Source organism: Weissella sp. ESL1156, assembly GCF_058505625.1.
Genome location: NZ_CP196372.1, coordinates 420,154 through 438,738, shown reverse-complemented (window position 1 = coordinate 438,738; position 18,585 = coordinate 420,154). Strand labels below are relative to the sequence as shown.

Annotated in this window: 17 protein-coding genes and 1 other RNA gene; 14 read left to right on the top strand and 4 right to left on the bottom strand. The window is 35.4% G+C overall.

The features are described from left to right. Window positions 1–67 precede the first annotated feature (67 nt). The 8 genes from gpsB to uvrB all read left to right on the top strand — a co-directional run bounded on the left by gpsB (window position 68) and on the right by uvrB (window position 10,588). Entirely contained in the window at window positions 68–484 is a 417-nt protein-coding gene (gene gpsB, locus ACSKY2_RS02180; RefSeq protein WP_489877967.1) for a cell division regulator GpsB, read from the top strand. Window positions 485–508: 24 nt separating this feature from the next. Further along, window positions 509–882: RNase P RNA component class B (gene rnpB / locus ACSKY2_RS02175), an RNA gene on the top strand. A gap of 103 nt (window positions 883–985) precedes the next feature. After that, window positions 986–2,119: a THUMP domain-containing class I SAM-dependent RNA methyltransferase gene (locus tag ACSKY2_RS02170; RefSeq protein ID WP_489877966.1), complete on the top strand. Its 1,134-nt coding sequence runs from the start codon at window positions 986–988 to the stop codon at window positions 2,117–2,119. A 44-nt stretch (window positions 2,120–2,163) separates the two neighbouring features. Beyond that, window positions 2,164–4,437, top strand: a complete 2,274-nt coding sequence (gene pcrA, locus ACSKY2_RS02165; RefSeq protein WP_489877965.1) for a DNA helicase PcrA — start codon at window positions 2,164–2,166, stop codon at window positions 4,435–4,437. Window positions 4,438–4,451: 14 nt separating this feature from the next. Then, window positions 4,452–6,485 carry an NAD-dependent DNA ligase LigA gene (gene ligA / locus ACSKY2_RS02160; RefSeq protein ID WP_489877964.1) on the top strand — a complete coding sequence of 678 codons (2,034 nt, stop codon included), beginning with the start codon at window positions 4,452–4,454 and terminating at the stop codon, window positions 6,483–6,485. 40 nt (window positions 6,486–6,525) lie between these two features. Then, window positions 6,526–7,713, top strand: a complete 1,188-nt coding sequence (locus ACSKY2_RS02155; RefSeq protein ID WP_489839552.1) for a CamS family sex pheromone protein — start codon at window positions 6,526–6,528, stop codon at window positions 7,711–7,713. Between the two features lie 102 nt (window positions 7,714–7,815). After that, the gene (locus ACSKY2_RS02150; RefSeq protein ID WP_489839553.1) at window positions 7,816–8,451 is read left to right on the top strand and encodes a YfbR-like 5'-deoxynucleotidase; all 636 of its coding nucleotides are present in this window, start codon (window positions 7,816–7,818) and stop codon (window positions 8,449–8,451) included. 118 nt (window positions 8,452–8,569) lie between these two features. Further along, a complete protein-coding gene (gene uvrB, locus ACSKY2_RS02145) occupies window positions 8,570–10,588 on the top strand; it encodes an excinuclease ABC subunit UvrB (protein ID WP_489878221.1) in 2,019 nt (672 codons plus the stop codon). A gap of 45 nt (window positions 10,589–10,633) precedes the next feature. On the opposite strand, the gene ACSKY2_RS02140 is transcribed toward uvrB, so the two are convergent. From ACSKY2_RS02140 to ACSKY2_RS02130, 3 genes are all read right to left on the bottom strand, one after another. Beyond that, the gene (locus ACSKY2_RS02140; RefSeq protein WP_489877963.1) at window positions 10,634–12,100 is read right to left on the bottom strand and encodes a peptide MFS transporter; all 1,467 of its coding nucleotides are present in this window, start codon (window positions 12,098–12,100) and stop codon (window positions 10,634–10,636) included. Window positions 12,101–12,393: 293 nt separating this feature from the next. Beyond that, a complete protein-coding gene (locus tag ACSKY2_RS02135; RefSeq protein ID WP_489839556.1) occupies window positions 12,394–12,651 on the bottom strand; it encodes a hypothetical protein in 258 nt (85 codons plus the stop codon). 2 nt (window positions 12,652–12,653) lie between these two features. Next, window positions 12,654–13,079: an HIT family protein gene (locus ACSKY2_RS02130; protein ID WP_489839557.1), complete on the bottom strand. Its 426-nt coding sequence runs from the start codon at window positions 13,077–13,079 to the stop codon at window positions 12,654–12,656. 121 nt (window positions 13,080–13,200) lie between these two features. Between ACSKY2_RS02130 and ACSKY2_RS02125 the strand changes: the two genes are divergently transcribed. From ACSKY2_RS02125 to trmB, 3 genes are read left to right on the top strand one after another with little or no spacing between them, the layout of a single operon-like run. Beyond that, window positions 13,201–13,899, top strand: coding sequence for an ABC transporter ATP-binding protein (locus ACSKY2_RS02125; protein ID WP_489877962.1), 699 nt, complete (start codon window positions 13,201–13,203; stop codon window positions 13,897–13,899). A 6-nt stretch (window positions 13,900–13,905) separates the two neighbouring features. Beyond that, window positions 13,906–15,015: an ABC transporter permease gene (locus ACSKY2_RS02120; RefSeq protein WP_489877961.1), complete on the top strand. Its 1,110-nt coding sequence runs from the start codon at window positions 13,906–13,908 to the stop codon at window positions 15,013–15,015. Then, window positions 14,999–15,661, top strand: a complete 663-nt coding sequence (gene trmB, locus ACSKY2_RS02115) for a tRNA (guanosine(46)-N7)-methyltransferase TrmB (RefSeq protein WP_489877960.1) — start codon at window positions 14,999–15,001, stop codon at window positions 15,659–15,661. The genes ACSKY2_RS02120 and trmB overlap by 17 nt, the downstream gene beginning before the upstream one ends. An 87-nt stretch (window positions 15,662–15,748) precedes the next feature. Here the strand turns inward: trmB and ACSKY2_RS02110 are convergent, their stop codons facing one another. Further along, window positions 15,749–16,174: a DUF2507 domain-containing protein gene (locus tag ACSKY2_RS02110; protein WP_489877959.1), complete on the bottom strand. Its 426-nt coding sequence runs from the start codon at window positions 16,172–16,174 to the stop codon at window positions 15,749–15,751. Window positions 16,175–16,281: 107 nt separating this feature from the next. Here ACSKY2_RS02110 and ACSKY2_RS02105 point away from each other — a divergent pair, with 107 nt between their 5' ends. The 3 genes from ACSKY2_RS02105 (at window position 16,282) to ACSKY2_RS02095 (ending at window position 18,477) form a co-directional block, all read left to right on the top strand. Beyond that, window positions 16,282–17,187, top strand: coding sequence for an ADP-ribosylglycohydrolase family protein (locus tag ACSKY2_RS02105; protein ID WP_489877958.1), 906 nt, complete (start codon window positions 16,282–16,284; stop codon window positions 17,185–17,187). A gap of 73 nt (window positions 17,188–17,260) precedes the next feature. Beyond that, a complete protein-coding gene (locus tag ACSKY2_RS02100; RefSeq protein WP_489877957.1) occupies window positions 17,261–18,211 on the top strand; it encodes an AEC family transporter in 951 nt (316 codons plus the stop codon). A 116-nt stretch (window positions 18,212–18,327) separates the two neighbouring features. Further along, window positions 18,328–18,477, top strand: coding sequence for a hypothetical protein (locus tag ACSKY2_RS02095; RefSeq protein WP_489839564.1), 150 nt, complete (start codon window positions 18,328–18,330; stop codon window positions 18,475–18,477). Window positions 18,478–18,585 lie beyond the last annotated feature (108 nt).

The window sequence follows — 18,585 nt, the reverse complement described above, 5'->3', positions numbered from 1 at the left end:
ACTAGCTTTGTCATCTGTTTAAAAAGCTGGTAAACTAGGATAAGAAGAAAACTAAGGAGTGCAAGTGATGGAAAACGTGCAACATACTCGTGAAGAAATTCTAAACAAGGATTTTAAGAAGACCCGTATTGGTACTGGCTATGATATAACGGATGTAGATGCTTACTTAGATGAGATTATTTCTGATTATCAAGCCTTCCAAACGAATATTAATGAACTCAACAATCAGAACCAAAAATTAAAAGATCAAGTAGCAGAATTAACAAAACAAATTTCTGCAGCGCCAGCGTCGACACCAAAAGCATCGCCGACTCCTACAGTTAATACAAACATGGATATCTTAAAGCGTTTATCAAATTTGGAGCGTCGTGTATTTGGCGCATCATCTGAGCAATTTAAGAGAAACCAGGGAAGTAGTGTTGAGAAGACGTCTGATGTAGAAAATATCGTTGTTGAAGAAAGTGCTACACAATCGGCTGAATAAGTGTATAATGGTTATTCGTGATGTATTAGTGGGTAATTGCGTGTGACTGATGTTGCATGAGGAAAGTCCATGCTCGCACTAACTGTGATGTTAGTAGTGTTCGCGCTAGCTGAAAAAATAAGGCTAGGCATTTAATTGTGTTAAATGACGGCCAGTGAAAAATCTAAGGATTTTATCTATGATTTAGTAGCTGTTAAGGTGCCACAGTGACGAACCATCAAAGAAATACGATGGGTGGAACGCGGTAAACCCCACGAGCGGGCAACCCAAACTTTGGTAGGGGCGCTTGACCTAACAAAAAGAAGTGATGGTCGGGGAAACAGAAATGTTTGAGATAGATGATTACCACTAAATAAAGATTGCCAATTTTTATTTAGAACAAAACATGGCTTACAGCTAATACATTCGGCAGCCGGCGTCCTTGTGGCGTCGGTTTTCTTTTTGCCCAATTTTTTAAACTCATTTATAATAAAATGTATCAACCTGAAAAGAGAAGTAAATATGAAAAACTTTAAATTAATGGCAACCATGGGAGCTGGTATGGAATCCTTAGTTGCACGAGAACTCAAAGAAATGGGTTATGCAACTCAAACTGAGAACGGCCGTGTTTTTTTTGATGGTGATATAGAAGATATTTACCGCGCGAATTTATGGTTACGTGTTGCCGATCGTATCAAAATCGTTGTTCAAGAATTCGATGCCAAAACTTTTGACCAGTTATTTGAAAAAACAAAAGCATTTTCCTGGGAAGATTTATTACCCTATGATGCCAATTTCCCTGTGAATGGTCGTTCAAAAAACTCAATCTTACATTCAGTACCAACTGTCCAAGCAATTACTAAAAAAGCAATCGTTAAACGTTTATCTGAGGCATATCATACTCACAGTTATTTGCCCGAAACTGGTCAACGATATGTTTTAGAAACAGCAATTGATAAGAACCATGTCATGATTACCCTTGATACGACTGGTGATTCATTATTTAAACGAGGTTATCGTACTGAAAAAGGTGGTGCGCCTTTGAAAGAAACAATGGCCGCTGCATTAGTTAAACTAGCACACTGGTTCACTGATAATCCATTTGTTGACCCAACAACTGGATCAGGAACGATCGCTATTGAGGCTGCTTTAATTGGTCGAAATATTGCTCCTGGATTAAATCGTGAATTTGATATTACTGATTGGGATTGGTTTGATAAAAAGATTGGACAGACTCTCAAAGCACAAGCGCGTAGCATGATTAATTTTGACGAGCCGTTAGATATTAGCGGTTTTGATATCGACGAAAATATGATTGCCATTGCAAAAGCTAATGCAGAAGCTGCAGGTGTTGGTGATGACATTACATTTAAACAGTTAGCTGCGGCTGATTGGTCAACTGACAAAATTAATGGTGTGTTAGTTGCTAATCCCCCATATGGTGAGCGTTTGGGTGATGAAATAGCTGCTCGACAATTATATAGCCAAATGGGGCACATTTATAATCATATGCCGACATGGTCTAAATATATTTTGACATCAGATGAAGAATTTGAAAATGCATTTGGTGAAAAGGCTACGAAAAAGCGTAAGTTGTATAATGGGGCATTAAAAGTAGATTTGTATCAGTATTGGGGAAAAAAGATTCGCCATTAAAATATTAAAGAAGTTCAAGTTGATGATTTGAAGGGAGAAATAATATGAATCCGTTACTTGCGGGTATGAATGATAAGCAAGCTGAAGCTGTTGTTACAACTGAAGGACCACTTTTAATAATGGCTGGTGCGGGTTCAGGAAAGACACGGGTGTTAACACACCGTGTCGCACATCTCATTAAAGATTTAGATGTGCAACCATGGCGTATTTTAGCAATTACGTTTACTAATAAAGCAGCTCGTGAAATGAAAGAGCGTATCGGCCAGCTTGTGGATGATGCAGATGCTGAAGCTGTTTGGGTTTCAACTTTTCATGCACTTGCTGTGCGAATTTTGCGACGTGATATTGATAAATTGGGCTATAAAAAAGATTTTTCAATTATTGATGCCAGTGCACAACGAACTTTAGTAAAACGTATTTTAAAAGATTTAAATGTGGATATTGAGAAATACACGCCACGTGCTGTTTTAGGTGCGATTTCTAATGCAAAGAACATTATGGAAAAACCAGACATGTATTTAAAACATGCCTCTGAACCTTTTGAGAAAATTGTTGGTAAAACCTATAAAGAATATCAACACCGGTTAGCATTAGCGCAATCTCTAGATTTTGATGATCTAATTATGTTAACAATTGAACTACTTCATCAAGATGAAGCCGTTCGTCAATACTATCAAGAAAAGTTTCTCTATGTTCATGTCGATGAGTATCAAGACACAAACGATGCACAGTATGAATTAGTAACATTACTCTCTGCAAAACATCGTAATTTAGCAGTTGTTGGTGACTCTGACCAATCTATCTATGGTTGGCGTGGCGCAAATATGCAAATTATTCTAAACTTTAACAAGGAATATCCAGATGCAAAAACGGTCATGCTTGAACAGAATTATCGTTCAACACAAACGATTTTAGATGCCGCAAATGCCGTTATTCGTAATAATAATGAACGAATTGCTAAAAAGTTGTGGACAGATAATGGTGATGGAGAAAAAATCACTTATTTTCGTGGACAATCTGATCGTTCTGAAGCACTGTATGTGATTAAAGAAATTCGTGACGCTGTCAATTCAAAAAAGTATGCTTATAAAGATTTTGCTATTCTTTACCGAACTAATGCGCAATCTCGTGGTGTGGAAGAGGCTCTAGTTAAAGCCAACATCCCTTACACAGTTGTTGGTGGTTCTAAGTTTTACGAGCGAAAGGAAATTCGAGATATTTTAGCATACTTAGCACTAATAACTAATCCAGCAGATAATGAAAATTTTTTACGAATTGTTAATGAACCTAAACGCGGCATTGGTCAAACATCATTAGAAAAATTGCGCCGCTTTGCTCTAGAAAAAGATTGGACATTACTTGATAGCGCTACCAATGCAGCACTAATTCCTGATTTATCAACACGTGCCGCAAATAAACTGGCAGAGTTCGCCACGATGATTGCAACCTTCAGAGAACAAATGTCATTTGATTTAAGCCTAACCGATTTAACAAAATCAATTCTGGATAAATCCGGTTACGAGACACAATTGAAAAAAACACCTACACCTGAAAATGAAGGGCGTCTGGAAAATCTTTCTGAATTTCTGTCCGTTACTGAAGAATTCGATAAATCTTATCAGCCAACAGATGAGAGTATTTCTAAATATGTTGACTTCTTAGGTGAATTAGCACTGGTATCAGATTTGGATAGTGTTGATGAAAATAGTAGTAATCAAGTAACCTTAATGACTTTACATGCTGCTAAAGGACTGGAATTTCCAGTTGTCTTCTTAATTGGTATGGAAGAAAATATTTTCCCACTATCACGTGCTGCGATAGATGATGATCAATTAGAAGAAGAACGTCGCTTAGCTTATGTTGGTATTACCCGTGCCAAAGAAAAATTATACTTAACAAATGCTTTCTCAAGATTATTGTATGGTCGAACAACAAGTAATCCAGCGTCAAGATTCATTGACGAAATTGACGCAAAACTTATTAAGGTACAATATGATGGTGATAGTTTCCAACCAAGAAATCGTGAAAATGACCTGCCATTTAATCAACGTAACAATGTCGCGCAAGGTGTCACGTTTAGTGGTCGTCGTCAAGCTCGACAATCGGTTAGTCAAGCTCAGCCAAATACAACAAGTACTGGTGCTGAAAAGAAAGATTGGACGATTGGTGATGCCGTACAACATAAGAAGTGGGGAATCGGACACGTCATTAAAATTACTGGTGAAGGGGAGGATAAAGAATTAGATATTGCTTTCCCTAACCAAGGTATTAAAAGATTACTGGCTGCTTTTGCACCTATTAATAAAGTTGAAAAATAGATAGGAGATTGATCATGTCAGAGGTTACACTAACAAATCCAGCGAAAGCAGCTGAAAAAATGGCCCAACTACAAGAGCAGTTGCAAAAGTGGGCGGTAGAATATTATGAAAAAGATGCCCCGACTGTTGAGGATGCTGAGTATGATCAAGTTTATAAACGTTTAGAAGAACTAGAAAATGCTTTTCCTGAATTAGTTAGCAGTGACTCTATTACACAACAAGTTGGTGGTCATAAAACAAAGTCTGAATTACCAAAAGTACAACATGACGTACCAATGCTATCACTAGGTGATGTCTTTTCATTTAATGAATTATCTAGTTGGTTAGATAATACGCAAAAATCATTTATTGAGCCATTATCATATAATGCTGAACTAAAAATCGATGGTTTAGCCATTAGTATTATTTATGAAAATGGTCATTTAATACAAGCATCTACACGTGGTGATGGTAATATTGGCGAAGACGTTACCAAGAATATCAAACAAATAAAAGGTATTCCGATCGATCTTAACGAACCACTATCTGTTGAGGTTCGTGGAGAGATATATATGCCAAAACAGGCGTTTGTTAATTTAAACGAAAGTCGAGAACGTGACGGTATCCCAACATTTGCTAATCCTCGTAATGCAGCAGCTGGTTCATTACGGCAATTAGATCCACAAATTACAAAAAAGCGAAAGTTGGCAGCATTTTTCTATCAAGCTGTTGATCCAATAAAAAATTTACATGTGTCGCAACAGTCTGATTTACTAATCAAATTAAATGATTTAGGATTGCCTACTAATACAACTAATCGTGTGATTAACAATATGCAAGATATTGAAAACTATATTGTCTCACAAACGGCAGCCAGAGATACCTTAGCATATGGCATCGACGGTATCGTCATTAAAGTAAACAATTTAAATTACCATGACGAATTAGGGAATACAGTAAAAGTTCCTAAATGGGCAATTGCTTATAAATTTCCACCTGAAGAGGCAAATACAACTGTTTTGGATATTGAATGGACAGTTGGTCGAACTGGTGCTGTGACGCCAACAGCAGTCATGACGCCCGTTCAATTAGCGGGTACGACAGTTGCAAGAGCGTCGCTACACAATGCTGACTATCTACAAGAAAAAGATATTCGTATCGGTGATGTCGTAACGCTACATAAGGCTGGTGATATCATCCCAGAAGTTGGTAAAGTTCTATTAAATAAGCGTTCTGAAACAAGCGTTGCATATGAGCTGCCCAAAAATTGTCCTACTTGTCATCAACCTTTAGTCCACGTTGATGGTGAAGTCGCACTAAGATGTATTAATCCTGCTTGTCCAGCTCAGGTACAGGAATCATTAACACATTTTGCTTCACGTAATGCAATGAACATTGATGGTCTTGGTCCGAAAATCATTTCACAATTGTTAGCACACCAATTAATTACCAAAGTAACAGATCTTTATCGTCTAACATATGACGATTTAATCCAATTAGATAAATTTGGTGATACGGCTGCTAATAATTTATTAAACGCCATTACTACTTCCAAGTCTAATTCAGTTGAACGGTTGTTGTTTGGTTTGGGTATTCGAAATGTTGGTGCAAAAGCAGCCAAAACGATTGCTGTTAAATTTGGTTCACTAGACGCAATTGCCAATGCAACAGCTGAAGAAATTTCAAAATTACCTGGTATGGGACTCATTATTGGTGATAGTATTACGCAATATTTTGCCACTAATCAAGCACAAGAATTATTAGCTGATTTTAAATTGCTGGGTGTTAACTTAACATTCACTTCACATGCAAAGGCCATTGACAATCCACTATTTACAGATAAAAAGATTGTTTTGACTGGGACGCTGTCTTCATTTTCTAGACGTGAAGCTACTGCTTGGTTAGAAACACAAGGAGCAACTGTTGCTGGCTCTGTTTCTAAAAAAACTGATTTATTGATTGCTGGAGAGAACGCAGGTTCTAAACTCACAAAGGCACAAGATCTTGGCATAGAAATTTGGTCAGAAAAACAATTGCGTGATATTATGGATACTAATGATAATGAATAATTGCTAAATTAAACGCGATTTAGTTTAAAGGAGAACAAGTATGCGTGCAGTAAAATGGTTATCTACCATTGGAGTTGTCGCTGTGTTAGTTGCAGCGTTAGTTTTCTTTGGAAACTTTTTTTCTAAGAATTCTTCTTCCGTTTCAAACACAAATAGTAATAAAACAACGACAACAAAATCAAGTTCAAAAAAGGGTATTCAAATAACTAGTAAAAATAACAACTCGTCTTATCAGACAGTCATTAAAAATGGTCGTTATCTAACTAGTAAAGCACGAGGCGTGACAGCTTCTCAAGAAAATAATACCTTTAATCAAGTGAGCTTTGAAAATGGCTTATTAGATTTTTCTAAAGAGCACTTCAGTACTTCAAAATATATTTTCCAAGAGGGTCAATATTTGACAACTAACACTGCAAATAATTGGTTAGCTCGTAAATCAAGTAGTAATCAACTTGGTCTTAATCCTGAAGATAACGGTAAATATGATGATAGTCGTAATCCTATTTATCTTCAAAGTATCGAAGAACAGGATTTCATGACCAAAGAAGGTAATAACCTCAAATTAAATGGTATTGTTTTAGGTTTAGCAATGAACACACAAGATACCTATCAAAAAGAGCAATATGGTGCTAGTTACACGCAAGATATTAGTAATGCAGATCGCATCAGCCATGGTCGAGAAATTGCTAATGAAATTGTAAAACGTTATCGCAAAATTAACGGCATTAGTAATAATACGCCAATTTATGTTGCAATGTACGCACAAGCAAAAGATGATTCATTAGCCGGTGGTAACTATTATAGTTGGAATGTTTCAAAGTCTGGTGATAATCTAGGTAATTGGACAGATCTTAATAATCAAACGGTTGTCTTGCCAATGCAAGCAGACACAGATAATGCAAAATCCGTTGGTACAAAATTAAATACTAGTTTTGTTAATTTTACGGATAATATCGAAAGTTTTTTCCCAAATCTATCTTCTGTCACCGGTCAAGCATCATATGAAGGTAATAATTTAAAGGGGCTCATTGTAACAGTTTCGACACAGTTCTACTCAGCAACTGAAATCGAAAGCTTTGCAAATTATATCGCTCAGAGTGCACCAAATTATTTGCCAAAAGGAGTCTCTGTTAAAATTAAAATCGAAGCTTCGACAGGTATGCAAGCCTACCTAATTCAAAGTGCTAATTCTGATAAGTATAAAGTAACTATTTTAGGTTCATACTAATTTGAATAGAAAAGTCACAGAATTGTGGCTTTTTTTCTTGCTTTTTTATAGACTTAAAAGTAACATAGTGAAAATGTTTATTTTATGAGGAGGCTCAAACTAATGGGAATGCATCAATATTTATCGGGATTAAACGAGCTAGAAATGATTACACGAGCACCTGGTTATTTTAAATATCAGCCACATTCGGTAGCTGCACATTCTTGGAAAGTGACTGAAGCGGCCCAATTTCTTGGTGATATTGAGGAAGCACACGGCAATGAAGTTGATTGGCGTATGTTATATGAAAAAGCACTGAATCATGATTTAACTGAACGCTTTATTGGTGACATCAGAACACCTGTAAAGTATGCATCATCAACATTGAGACATATGTTAGCAGATGTTGAAGACACGCTCTCGGATAATTTTATTCGTACAGAGATTCCCGAAGAGTTACAAGAAATTTACAAACGTCGACTGCATGAGGGTAAGGATGATACATTAGAGGGGCGTATCTTATCAGTTGCAGATAAAGTCGATTTATTGTATGAAGCTTTTGGTGAACTACAAAAAGGTAATCCAGAACCAGTATTTACTGAAATTTATAAAGAGAGTTTAGAAACAATTTTTGCATTCAGGGATATGCCTAGTGTTGCATACTTTATCAAGGAAGTATTACCAGAGTTATTAAACGAACACTTCCCTGGATCTGAAAAGCTACAGCGTATTTACATTGGTATTTTTAACGCCGATTAAAAATTCAATCTTGACATAATAAATTAAGCTATTTTCAATTAGGATGAAAGGGGTTATTTAAATAAAATTTCCCTTAGTTATTCTTTTATTTTCGGCAAGAAAGTGAGTTATGACACACATGATTAATCGTCGCAATGATAATGACTACCAATTAGTATCAAAATATCAACCAACTGGTGATCAACCAGCAGCTATTGAAAAATTAGTTAATGGTTTGAAAAACGGTATCAAGGAACAAATCCTTTTAGGTGCAACTGGAACGGGGAAAACTTTTACAATTTCAAACGTTATTGCAAAAGCAAAAAAGCCGGTTTTAGTGTTATCCCACAATAAAACGTTGGCTGGACAATTATATGGAGAATTTAAAGAATTTTTCCCAAATAATGCTGTTGAGTATTTCGTTTCTTATTATGATTATTACCAACCTGAAGCCTATGTACCGTCGTCAGATACTTATATTGAAAAAGATTCTTCAATTAACGATGAAATTGATAAATTACGTAATTCTGCGACCGCTTCTTTGCTAGCAAGAAATGATACCATCGTTGTTGCGTCGGTTTCTTCAATTTTTGGTTTAGGTAGCCCAGAACAGTATCATGATCATGTTATTAATGTTCGTGTTGGTGATATATTGGACAGAAATACGTTAATGCATCAACTAATTGATATTCAATTTCAACGTAATGATATTGATTTTCAGCGTGGCCGTTTCCGAGCTCGTGGAGATGTGTTAGAAGTATTTCCAGCTTCATCTGATGCGAAGGCTCTTAGAATTGAATTTTTTGGTGATGAAGTTGATCGTATTCGTGAAATTGATTCATTAACTGGTGAAGTTACTGCTGAATTAGATTTAGCAACTATTTTCCCTGCCACTCACTTTATGACTAATGATGCCATTCGTGAGCGGGCACTCAAAACCATTCAAGCTGAACTTGATGATCAATTACAGAAATTTGAAAAAGAGGGGAAGCTACTAGAAGCACAACGTTTAAAGCAACGTACAGAATATGATATTGAAATGATTCGCGAAATGGGGTTCACAACTGGCATTGAAAATTATTCACGTCATATGGATGGACGTGCACCAGGCGAACCACCATTTACACTACTAGATTTCTTCCCAGATGATTTTTTGATTATTGTTGACGAATCACATGTTACCATGCCGCAAGTACGTGGCATGTATAAAGGTGATCGTGCTAGAAAAGAAACTTTAATCAATTACGGTTTCCGGTTACCTTCAGCATTAGATAATCGACCTTTACGTATTGAAGAGTTCGAAAAACATGTTAATCAAATCATCTATATGTCAGCAACGCCAGGAGATTATGAAAATGAACGTGTTGCAAAAGAAGATGTTGCACAACAAATTATTCGACCGACAGGTTTGCTTGATCCAGAAATTGAAGTACGTCCAGTTATGGGGCAAATTGATGACTTAATCGGTGAAATTAATAAACGCGTCAATCGTGATGAACGTGTTTTTATCACCACATTAACTAAAAAAATGGCAGAAGATTTAACAGACTATTTGGAAGATGTTGGGATTAAGGTGAAATATCTCCATTCTGATATAAAGACATTGGAACGTACTGAAATTATTCGAGATCTTCGATTAGGTAAGTTTGATGTTCTTGTTGGAATTAATCTCTTACGTGAAGGTATTGATGTGCCCGAGGTTTCTTTAATCGCTATTCTTGATGCTGACAAAGAAGGATTTTTGCGCAACACACGTTCCTTAATTCAAACGATTGGTCGTGCTGCACGTAATGAAAATGGCCATGTTATTATGTATGCAGATGCTATCACAGCTTCAATGCAAGAAGCAATGGATGAAACAGCACGGCGTCGTCAAATTCAAATACAATATAATACAGATAACCATATTACACCGCATACCATTAAAAAGGATATTCGTGACCTTATTTCAATTAGTCATACTGCTGATAATGATCAGCCTAAAAATCAGGGTAGTTTTACAGACGTTGCCTTTAAAGATATGGCTCGTGATGATCAAAATGCTATGATTAACAATTTGGAAGATCAAATGCGGTCAGCAGCAAAGCGTCTTGATTTCGAGGAGGCAGCTAATTTACGGGATGCAGTCATGGAATTAAAATTGCAAATGGGTAAATAAATACAAAAAAAGACATATCAGCATGACTCTGACATGTCTTTTTATTTAATTTGTTTCACTTAAGCTATCATTTAAAATTTTAATTTTCTTTGTGGCTACCCATAACAAGAAACCAGCGATTATTGTCACAAAACCAATAATTAGGAAATACATGATTTCAGTATTCGGTGCATATAGCTTTACTAGTTGTGCGTTAGCAGCCTGTGCAGTTGCATCAGACAAATTCCAAACAGTTAACATCTGCGCTTGAAAGGCAACAGGTGCCATCTTTGCGGAAGCTGATAAACCAACTGGTGAAATAAGCATTTCTCCAATTTCAACTAACGCCCAAGAAGCAACTAACCAGAGTGGGTTAAAATGATTATGAACACCAAACAACATGCCAGGAAATGCCATCCAAACATATGACAAACCTGCAAACACAAGTCCCAAGGCGAATTTAACACCCGTTGCTGGTTGCTTATCTTTTAGTTTCTTTGACCATAGCCAAACAAAGAAAGGAGTGAACAACATGATAAACAATGGATTCAATGATTGAAACCAAGAAGCCGGTATCCCATGAAGTGCTGTTTGATTTGATGCGAATAGTGCTAGGACCACCGATCCTTGCTCCTCAATCACCCAGAATAACATTGCTGCAATAAATAATGGTATGTACGCAACAACCTTACGTCGTTCAAACTTCGTTGTTTTATTTGAAGTCAACATCACAACAAAATAAAGAATTGGTACCAAAATAGCAATAAACGTTAATAAATTAATAATAGTATTAATATTTAGCGCATTTTTGGCATGCAAAATCATCAAGAAACCAACGATAACAATAATGCTAACAATTAATTTCCAAGCTAATGATTTCATTTCTTCTGGTTGTAATGGGAAAGGTGCAGATTTTGAAATATTTTGCAAATGCTTACGCCCATCAATAACATATTGTACGAGACCAATAAACATACCAATCGCTGCTAATGAAAAGGCAACATGGAAATTTACGTTAACCTGGAACCAACCAACTAAGATCGGTGATACAAAAGATCCTAAATTGATACCAAAAACATAAATAGAAAAGCCTGCATCACGACGTTCATCATCTTTATCGTAAAGATTACCAACCATTGTCGCAACATTTGGCTTTAATAATCCAGTACCAAGAGTAATTAATAATATCGAGCTGAATAACCCAGTCGATCCTAAAGGCATAGATAGTGCAATATGTCCAAACATAATTAGCACACCGCCGTAGAATACGGTACGCCAAGATCCTAGGATACGATCTGCCAAATAACCACCAATAATACCAGATAGATAGACCATCGAACCATAGATTGACATAATGGCAGCACCGGTAACTGCATTGAAACCTAAGCCACCCTTATCAGCTGCATAAATCATATAAAACAATAGTATGGCTCGCATACCATAATATGAAAAGCGCTCCCACATTTCAGTAAAGAACAAAGTCATTAAACCTCGTGGTTGACCAAAAAATGAGGCACTATCTTTCTGATTCATCAAAAGACCTCACTTCACATTTAAAACTGTGCATATTTATTCGTAAAAACGAACGTTTGTAATTTTACTCTCATTTAAATTAATAATCAAATTGGATAATGATTGATAAATACATCATTCTTAATATAAGAAGACAAAGTAATATTCTACAATCTTTTGGACATACTTAAAAAAACGCGAATCTACCAAATTAAAATGGTTAGATTCACGGTCTTAGTGTCATATAATCTGTTGCAATCAAAATCAGTAAAAATATGTAAATTTTTATTCATTTTGTGACAGAATTAACTTGTCTACTTATCCTTCTTTTTAGAAAATGCTGCTAAAGTCTCTGTTATTCGTGTTTGTGCTTCATCTATGCGTTCAAGATGTGGCTTATTTTTAAAGTTTAACTTACTAATCTGTTTCTGCAAATCATCCATTAATTTGTTAATTTCTTTTAATGAATTCTGAATATTAGTGACGGCAATTTTAATATGATTGATTGCGTCTTTTTCATATTGAATTGCATTTTTAAAATTTAGGATGCGCATCTTGATTTTTTTAAGCATAATTAATCCTTTTCAAATTGTGCGGCAATTTTTTGTGCACGTTCCTTATAGATTTCATCAGTCATTTTATCACTATTATCTAGTACGGGAATTTCATATCCATCATCAGCATAACGGGGTAACAAGTGGAAGTGTGAGTGAAAGACTGACTGACCAGCTGCTTCACCATTATTATTAATGATATTTAAGCCGATAATACGATTATCACTTGCCTTAATTGCGCGTGCAATCTTAGGCAAGACGCTCAATACACGTGCTGCTAATTCATCACTATATTCATAAATGTCTGCAACGTGTTGCTTAGGCACAACCAACGTGTGACCAGGTGTTGCTTGTGTTAAATCCAAAAAAGCTAACACATCATCATCTTCATATACTTTATATGAAGGAATCTCACCAGCAATAATCTTATCAAATACATCTGACATCTTTATTTCCTCCTCTGACTTTAATTTCATTATACAGTTAATTATAGTTTCTGTCTGGTATAAATATTGGGCTATTTTTTGTTAAAATAGAATAAACACTTAGAAATACAGGTGAAACATTATGAGTTTAGAAATACAACATCTTTCCGGTGGCTATGGTCAACTAACCGTATTAAATGACGTGTCATTTAGCGTACCTGCTGGTAGTCTGACTGCTTTAGTTGGTTTAAATGGATCTGGAAAATCAACAACAATAAACCACATCATTGGGTTATTAATGCCTAAGCAGGGAACCATTACACTAAATAATTTAACACTACTAGCGCAACCTGTTGCTTATAAAGCACAGATCGCTTATATTCCAGAACAACCCATTGTTTATGAAGAACTTACTCTAAAAGAACACTTAACAACAACAATTGCTGCTTATCATCTTGATGAAAAAGCTGCTTGGCAGCAAGCAGAAAAACTTTTAAAAATGTTTCGATTGGATGATAAGTTATCATGGTTCCCAACACACTTTTCAAAAGGTATGCGTCAAAAAGTCATGATTGTGATGGCATTTATAACTGACGCAAAATTGTTTATCATTGACGAACCATTCTTAGGATTGGATGTTATAGCTGTAAATGATTTATTGTCATTAATTGACCAACGCAAAAAAAATGGCACAAGTTTTCTACTAACGACCCATGTATTACAAACGATTGCTGGACATGCAGATCAATTTGTTTATCTTAAGGATGGACAAGTTGCTGCGACCGGACCAGCAGCAGATTTTGCAAAACTAGTGCCAGAATTAGCAGGTAACGAAGGATAAAAAATCATGCAATTAAATCATTTATTCAAAGAACGACTGGCTAAGCGCTGGCAACGCTATCTAAAATATCTACGATACGTGTTCAATGATCATGCTGTTTTAGCTTTATTTATTTTAGCGGGAGCAGCAGCCTTGGCATATCGTTCTATTTGGCAAACAGCACCGGTTAATTGGGGAACAAAATCATTATTAGTCATGATTGTTTTACTAACATTTTTCTTGTTCAAAAATCCAACAAACTTCTTAAAATCAGCTGATCCAACGACTTTATTAGGTGATGAATCTGTACTAAGAAAATTAATCAAACAAGCAACCATCTACAGCATATGTGTCAATGGCCTGATAGAATGTTTGTTAGTCATGTTGCTCTGGCCAATGATGTTAAGGTTATGGACAAAATCACTACTATTAATCATGATATATACGATTGTATTGGTGATTTTAAAAATGATGCTAACAGACCGCATTGCCAGAATGCAGCAACAATTTGCAAACCAACAGACATCAAAATTAGTCAATTGGCGACAATTAATGCTGGCAGAAGACAATCATCAATTTATTGTCCTATCCTTCTTCAATCTTTTCGTTGATGTTCCTGGTATTGCACCCCGTGTTAAACGCCAAGCTTGGGCAGATACGATTATTAATCATTGGCCAGATAAACAACAAAATGGCATGACAAAATTATTTGTGACTGCATTTATTAGACAAACACAATATTTAAAACTTTGGTTACGGTTAACAATTATTGGCGGTTTTGCAGCTTGGTTAACTTCAGGATGGTTACAAACCATCTTGTTATTAATTTTATTCTATTTATTGGTCTTACAACTGTTACCACTTAATGATGTCCATCAACACATTGTTTTTAACTTTTTATATCCAATAACCTCTTTAGAGCGCGTGCGAGCTTTTCAGCAAGCCGTATTGCCTTGGTTGATTATGACTGAACTCTTTTGGATACTAGTTTCATTTATTGCTCATCCAAGTATTAACTTATTAATGCAAAATATAATATGTCTTGTCGTAGTTGGGGGCTTTTTGGTATTCTGGTATACGAAACAAAAAATTAACAAAAACACACAAAGGAGAAAGACTCGTGCGTTTAAGAAATAAAAAATGGGCACAACCTTGGCTAGAAAAGCATACTGATCTTGTCATTAATCAAGAACGTGCTGTCTCATTAAAGGGACATTGGCAAGAAATTTTTGACAAGAAACAACCATTACAAATTGAAATTGGCACTGGCAAAGGGCAATTCATTATTGGCATGGCGAAAAAATATCCCGATATTAATTTTATTGGAATGGAAATACAAGAAGCTGCAGTTGCAGTTGCAGGTAGAAAAGCAGCAGAAGATGATGCATCATTACCAAACTTAAAATTTATTTATGGTGACGGTGCAGGTGTAGACACGTACTTTGATAAGGGGGAAATTAGTAAGTTATTTCTAAATTTCTCAGATCCATGGCCCAAAAATCGTCATGAATCTCGTCGTTTAACTTATCAATCATTTTTAAAGAGTTATCAAGAGGTGCTACCAGAAGGTGGGAAAATAGAATTTAAAACAGATAATCGTGGTTTATTTGAATATTCATTATGCTCTTTTGCTAATTTTGGCATTCATTTTGAACCAACGGGTATTTCATTAAATTTACACGAAGATACTGAAAAAATGATTGATAACGTCGAAACTGAGTATGAGCAAAAATTTGCTTCACAAGGATATCCAATCTACAAATTTACAGGTTCATTTAATTAATAATCCAATACATCGTAAAAAGAGCATGCCATAACTACTAGTCAATTCAGCCTAATATTTATGACACGCTCTTTTTTTAATGATGATCTAACTTGGTAGGTTAACTGGTTCTTCCGTCATGACTGTAAATGTGACCGTTGTTTTATCACTTGTCCACTGTGCTTCTGCACCACATTGTGCCAGTTGTTGCACTTGTTGTGCCAAAAAGCCAGCTTCTAACGAGAAACTTGCATCAACATTATCAGTCAATCTTTTTTCAATAACAGGACCATTTAATAGCCATGTTTGCTCTGCAGATTTTTGTGTCATCTGTGTTAGATAACCAAAACCGGCTGACATAAAAAAGTTTTGAATTTCATTAATACCTTTTAACCCATATTGCGTTGCTAATGATTTACCAGCCCAATAAGTAATCTCAGATAGATCATTTTGTAATAATTCTGGTAATAAATGATCTCTTAGTAATTCTAATGAAAAAATATCAAATTCCTCGTCTTGTATTGATTCCATCATGATTTACTCCTTTAAATGTTCACAAATAATTATAATGTATTCAAGTGTAATTTGCCAACAGTTTACATGAGTGTTACAATTAGATTCTTGAAAGGATGGAGTTTTACATGGTTTTACCGTATAGTCCACTAAATAACAGTACGCTAGGTTTGGTTACTGGTGATTTAATAGCACGGCGGCAAGTCGATGGTCAACAGACATCATGGAGTGGGGACTCCGCCTTAACATTAGCAACAATTAGTAGTTTGTCATATGGTTATAATCTAACTGACATGATGTCACGTTATCTGAGTTGGTATCAGTATGGTACCTATACTGGTCATTCTGAAAAGCCCACCACTGTTGGTGACACAACTACTTTTGCTTTAAATAAATATGAACGTACTAATGACCCATTTAATTCTGGTGGTCGCGAAATTTCTGACAATGGTAATGGGGCATTGATGCATATTACACCTGTTGTTTTATATTTGAGAGCAAAATATGGTGAAGATTTTGTGGCACATGATCCTGCCATGCTGGTACTACACCAAATTACAGGATTAACTCATAATCATCCCCAATCATTAATTGCAAGTGGTATCTACGCAATGTTAGTGAACAATCTTTTGCAAAACATTCCGCTAGTTGAAGCAGTTGATCAAGCTGTCAGCAGTTCTTACGAATACTATGCTCAACATCAAATATTCGCACAATATTTATCAGCTTTCCAAGGACTAAATAAACCTGATTTAAAAAGTGAGTCGATTGATTCACTACATACTTCAGGATATGTTGTTGACACACTGGAAGCGACAATATGGGTCATATTGAATAGTGAAAGTTTTAATGAAGCAATTTCGCTAGCAAAAACATTACCTGGTGAATCTAACCGGATAATGTCTCTAGTAGGTGCAGTCGCAGGCATTTTATATCATCAAGAGATATTTGATCATGATCACTTAAATGAAGAAGAACTTGAATTAGTAATGGATACGTTAAAGGTAGCTAATCAGAGTCATAATTTTAATTAATATCATTGATGAAGATGGCAATATGTCATCTTTTTTATTTAATTTTTTATAGAAAGAAGGAATAACGGGTTACATGGATGCCTTATCTCACAGTATTACTGGTGTTTTAATGATTTTAGGCTTAGTTGCCATTGGATTTGTTTTAATAAAAGGAAATGTTTTTGATGATTCTGATGGTCGGATTAGTAAATTTTTATCTGGCTTTATCACAAAAGTAGCGATGCCAGCTTATTTAATCGTTCATATTCCGCAAGATTTTACACCCAAAACACTTTTATCAATGGGAACAAATTTATTATTTCCAATCGCAAGTATGATGCTTTTATTGGCGCTTTCTTTTATTATTGCGCGATTAATTCACGTTGATCCAAAGCATAAAGGCCTTTTTCAATCATTGTTATTTAATTCCAACACAATCACCGTTGGTTTACCAGTAAACATGGCATTATTTGGTACAAAAAGTTTACCGTATATTCTCATTTACTATATGGCTAATACCACAGTTTTTTGGACAATTGGTGTTTATATGATTTCTATTGATGGTAATCATAATAATAAACATTTTAATTTACGACAAACACTATCTGGTATCTTAAACCCACCAATGATTGCCTTAATTGTGTCATTACTATTTGTCTTTTTAAATGTTAAATTACCTGCATTTTTAGTAACCGATTTAACAGAATTGGGTGACACCAACGTGCCATTAGCTTTAGTATTTATTGGTTTTGCCATTGCTAAAACGCCTAAAAAAGATTTACTACCAAATAAAGAAACCATCACTCTATCGCTTAGTCGATTTGTCTTAGCACCATTAACAATGGCACTTATCTTGATGCCTTTTGATTTGCCACTATTGTTAAAACAAGTATTTATTATTCAGGCCGCTATGCCTGCTATGACGAACGCTGCAGTTATGGCATTACAATTTAAAGCTGATTATAAATTTGCATCCATTAGTATTACACAAACGACATTGTTAATGTTAGTCGTTATTCCAATTTTAATGGTAATTATTAGTTAACGATTAATAAAAATCCGACTTGCATTCTAATCATTATTTGTATTATGGTGAAGATAGATGAATGAAATATTTATTCATCAAAACAAGAATACAGAAAAGATTAAGGAGGCAATATAATGATTTTATTTGGCACAAAGGCATGGGCAAAGCAGACATTGAAGGCTGCCGGAATTAATCAGATTCCTGTTGCAAAACGACCAACTCGTCTTGCAAATGCAACAACAACTGCTCTTTACCAAGCTATTTTCAGTCATAATCTCGTTTAAAATTTATTAAAAATATAAGATACGGAGATGAATGTATCTCAAAAAAAGTTGGACTACTGTTATTATTCAGTAAGTTCAACTTTTTTGGTTATTTATACTAAATAAAAT

Bases quoted from the DNA above. Each gene is read 5' to 3' on its own strand.
- gpsB (WP_489877967.1), top strand. From the start codon at position 68: ATGGAAAACGTGCAACATACTCGTGAAGAAATTCTAAACAAGGATTTT.
- ACSKY2_RS02170 (WP_489877966.1), top strand. From the start codon at position 986: ATGAAAAACTTTAAATTAATGGCAACCATGGGAGCTGGTATGGAATCC.
- pcrA (WP_489877965.1), top strand. From the start codon at position 2,164: ATGAATCCGTTACTTGCGGGTATGAATGATAAGCAAGCTGAAGCTGTT.
- ligA (WP_489877964.1), top strand. From the start codon at position 4,452: ATGTCAGAGGTTACACTAACAAATCCAGCGAAAGCAGCTGAAAAAATG.
- ACSKY2_RS02155 (WP_489839552.1), top strand. From the start codon at position 6,526: ATGCGTGCAGTAAAATGGTTATCTACCATTGGAGTTGTCGCTGTGTTA.
- ACSKY2_RS02150 (WP_489839553.1), top strand. From the start codon at position 7,816: ATGGGAATGCATCAATATTTATCGGGATTAAACGAGCTAGAAATGATT.
- uvrB (WP_489878221.1), top strand. From the start codon at position 8,570: ATGATTAATCGTCGCAATGATAATGACTACCAATTAGTATCAAAATAT.
- ACSKY2_RS02140 (WP_489877963.1), bottom strand. From the start codon at position 12,100: ATGAATCAGAAAGATAGTGCCTCATTTTTTGGTCAACCACGAGGTTTA.
- ACSKY2_RS02135 (WP_489839556.1), bottom strand. From the start codon at position 12,651: ATGCTTAAAAAAATCAAGATGCGCATCCTAAATTTTAAAAATGCAATT.
- ACSKY2_RS02130 (WP_489839557.1), bottom strand. From the start codon at position 13,079: ATGTCAGATGTATTTGATAAGATTATTGCTGGTGAGATTCCTTCATAT.
- ACSKY2_RS02125 (WP_489877962.1), top strand. From the start codon at position 13,201: ATGAGTTTAGAAATACAACATCTTTCCGGTGGCTATGGTCAACTAACC.
- ACSKY2_RS02120 (WP_489877961.1), top strand. From the start codon at position 13,906: ATGCAATTAAATCATTTATTCAAAGAACGACTGGCTAAGCGCTGGCAA.
- ACSKY2_RS02110 (WP_489877959.1), bottom strand. From the start codon at position 16,174: ATGATGGAATCAATACAAGACGAGGAATTTGATATTTTTTCATTAGAA.
- ACSKY2_RS02105 (WP_489877958.1), top strand. From the start codon at position 16,282: ATGGTTTTACCGTATAGTCCACTAAATAACAGTACGCTAGGTTTGGTT.
- ACSKY2_RS02100 (WP_489877957.1), top strand. From the start codon at position 17,261: ATGGATGCCTTATCTCACAGTATTACTGGTGTTTTAATGATTTTAGGC.
- ACSKY2_RS02095 (WP_489839564.1), top strand. From the start codon at position 18,328: ATGATTTTATTTGGCACAAAGGCATGGGCAAAGCAGACATTGAAGGCT.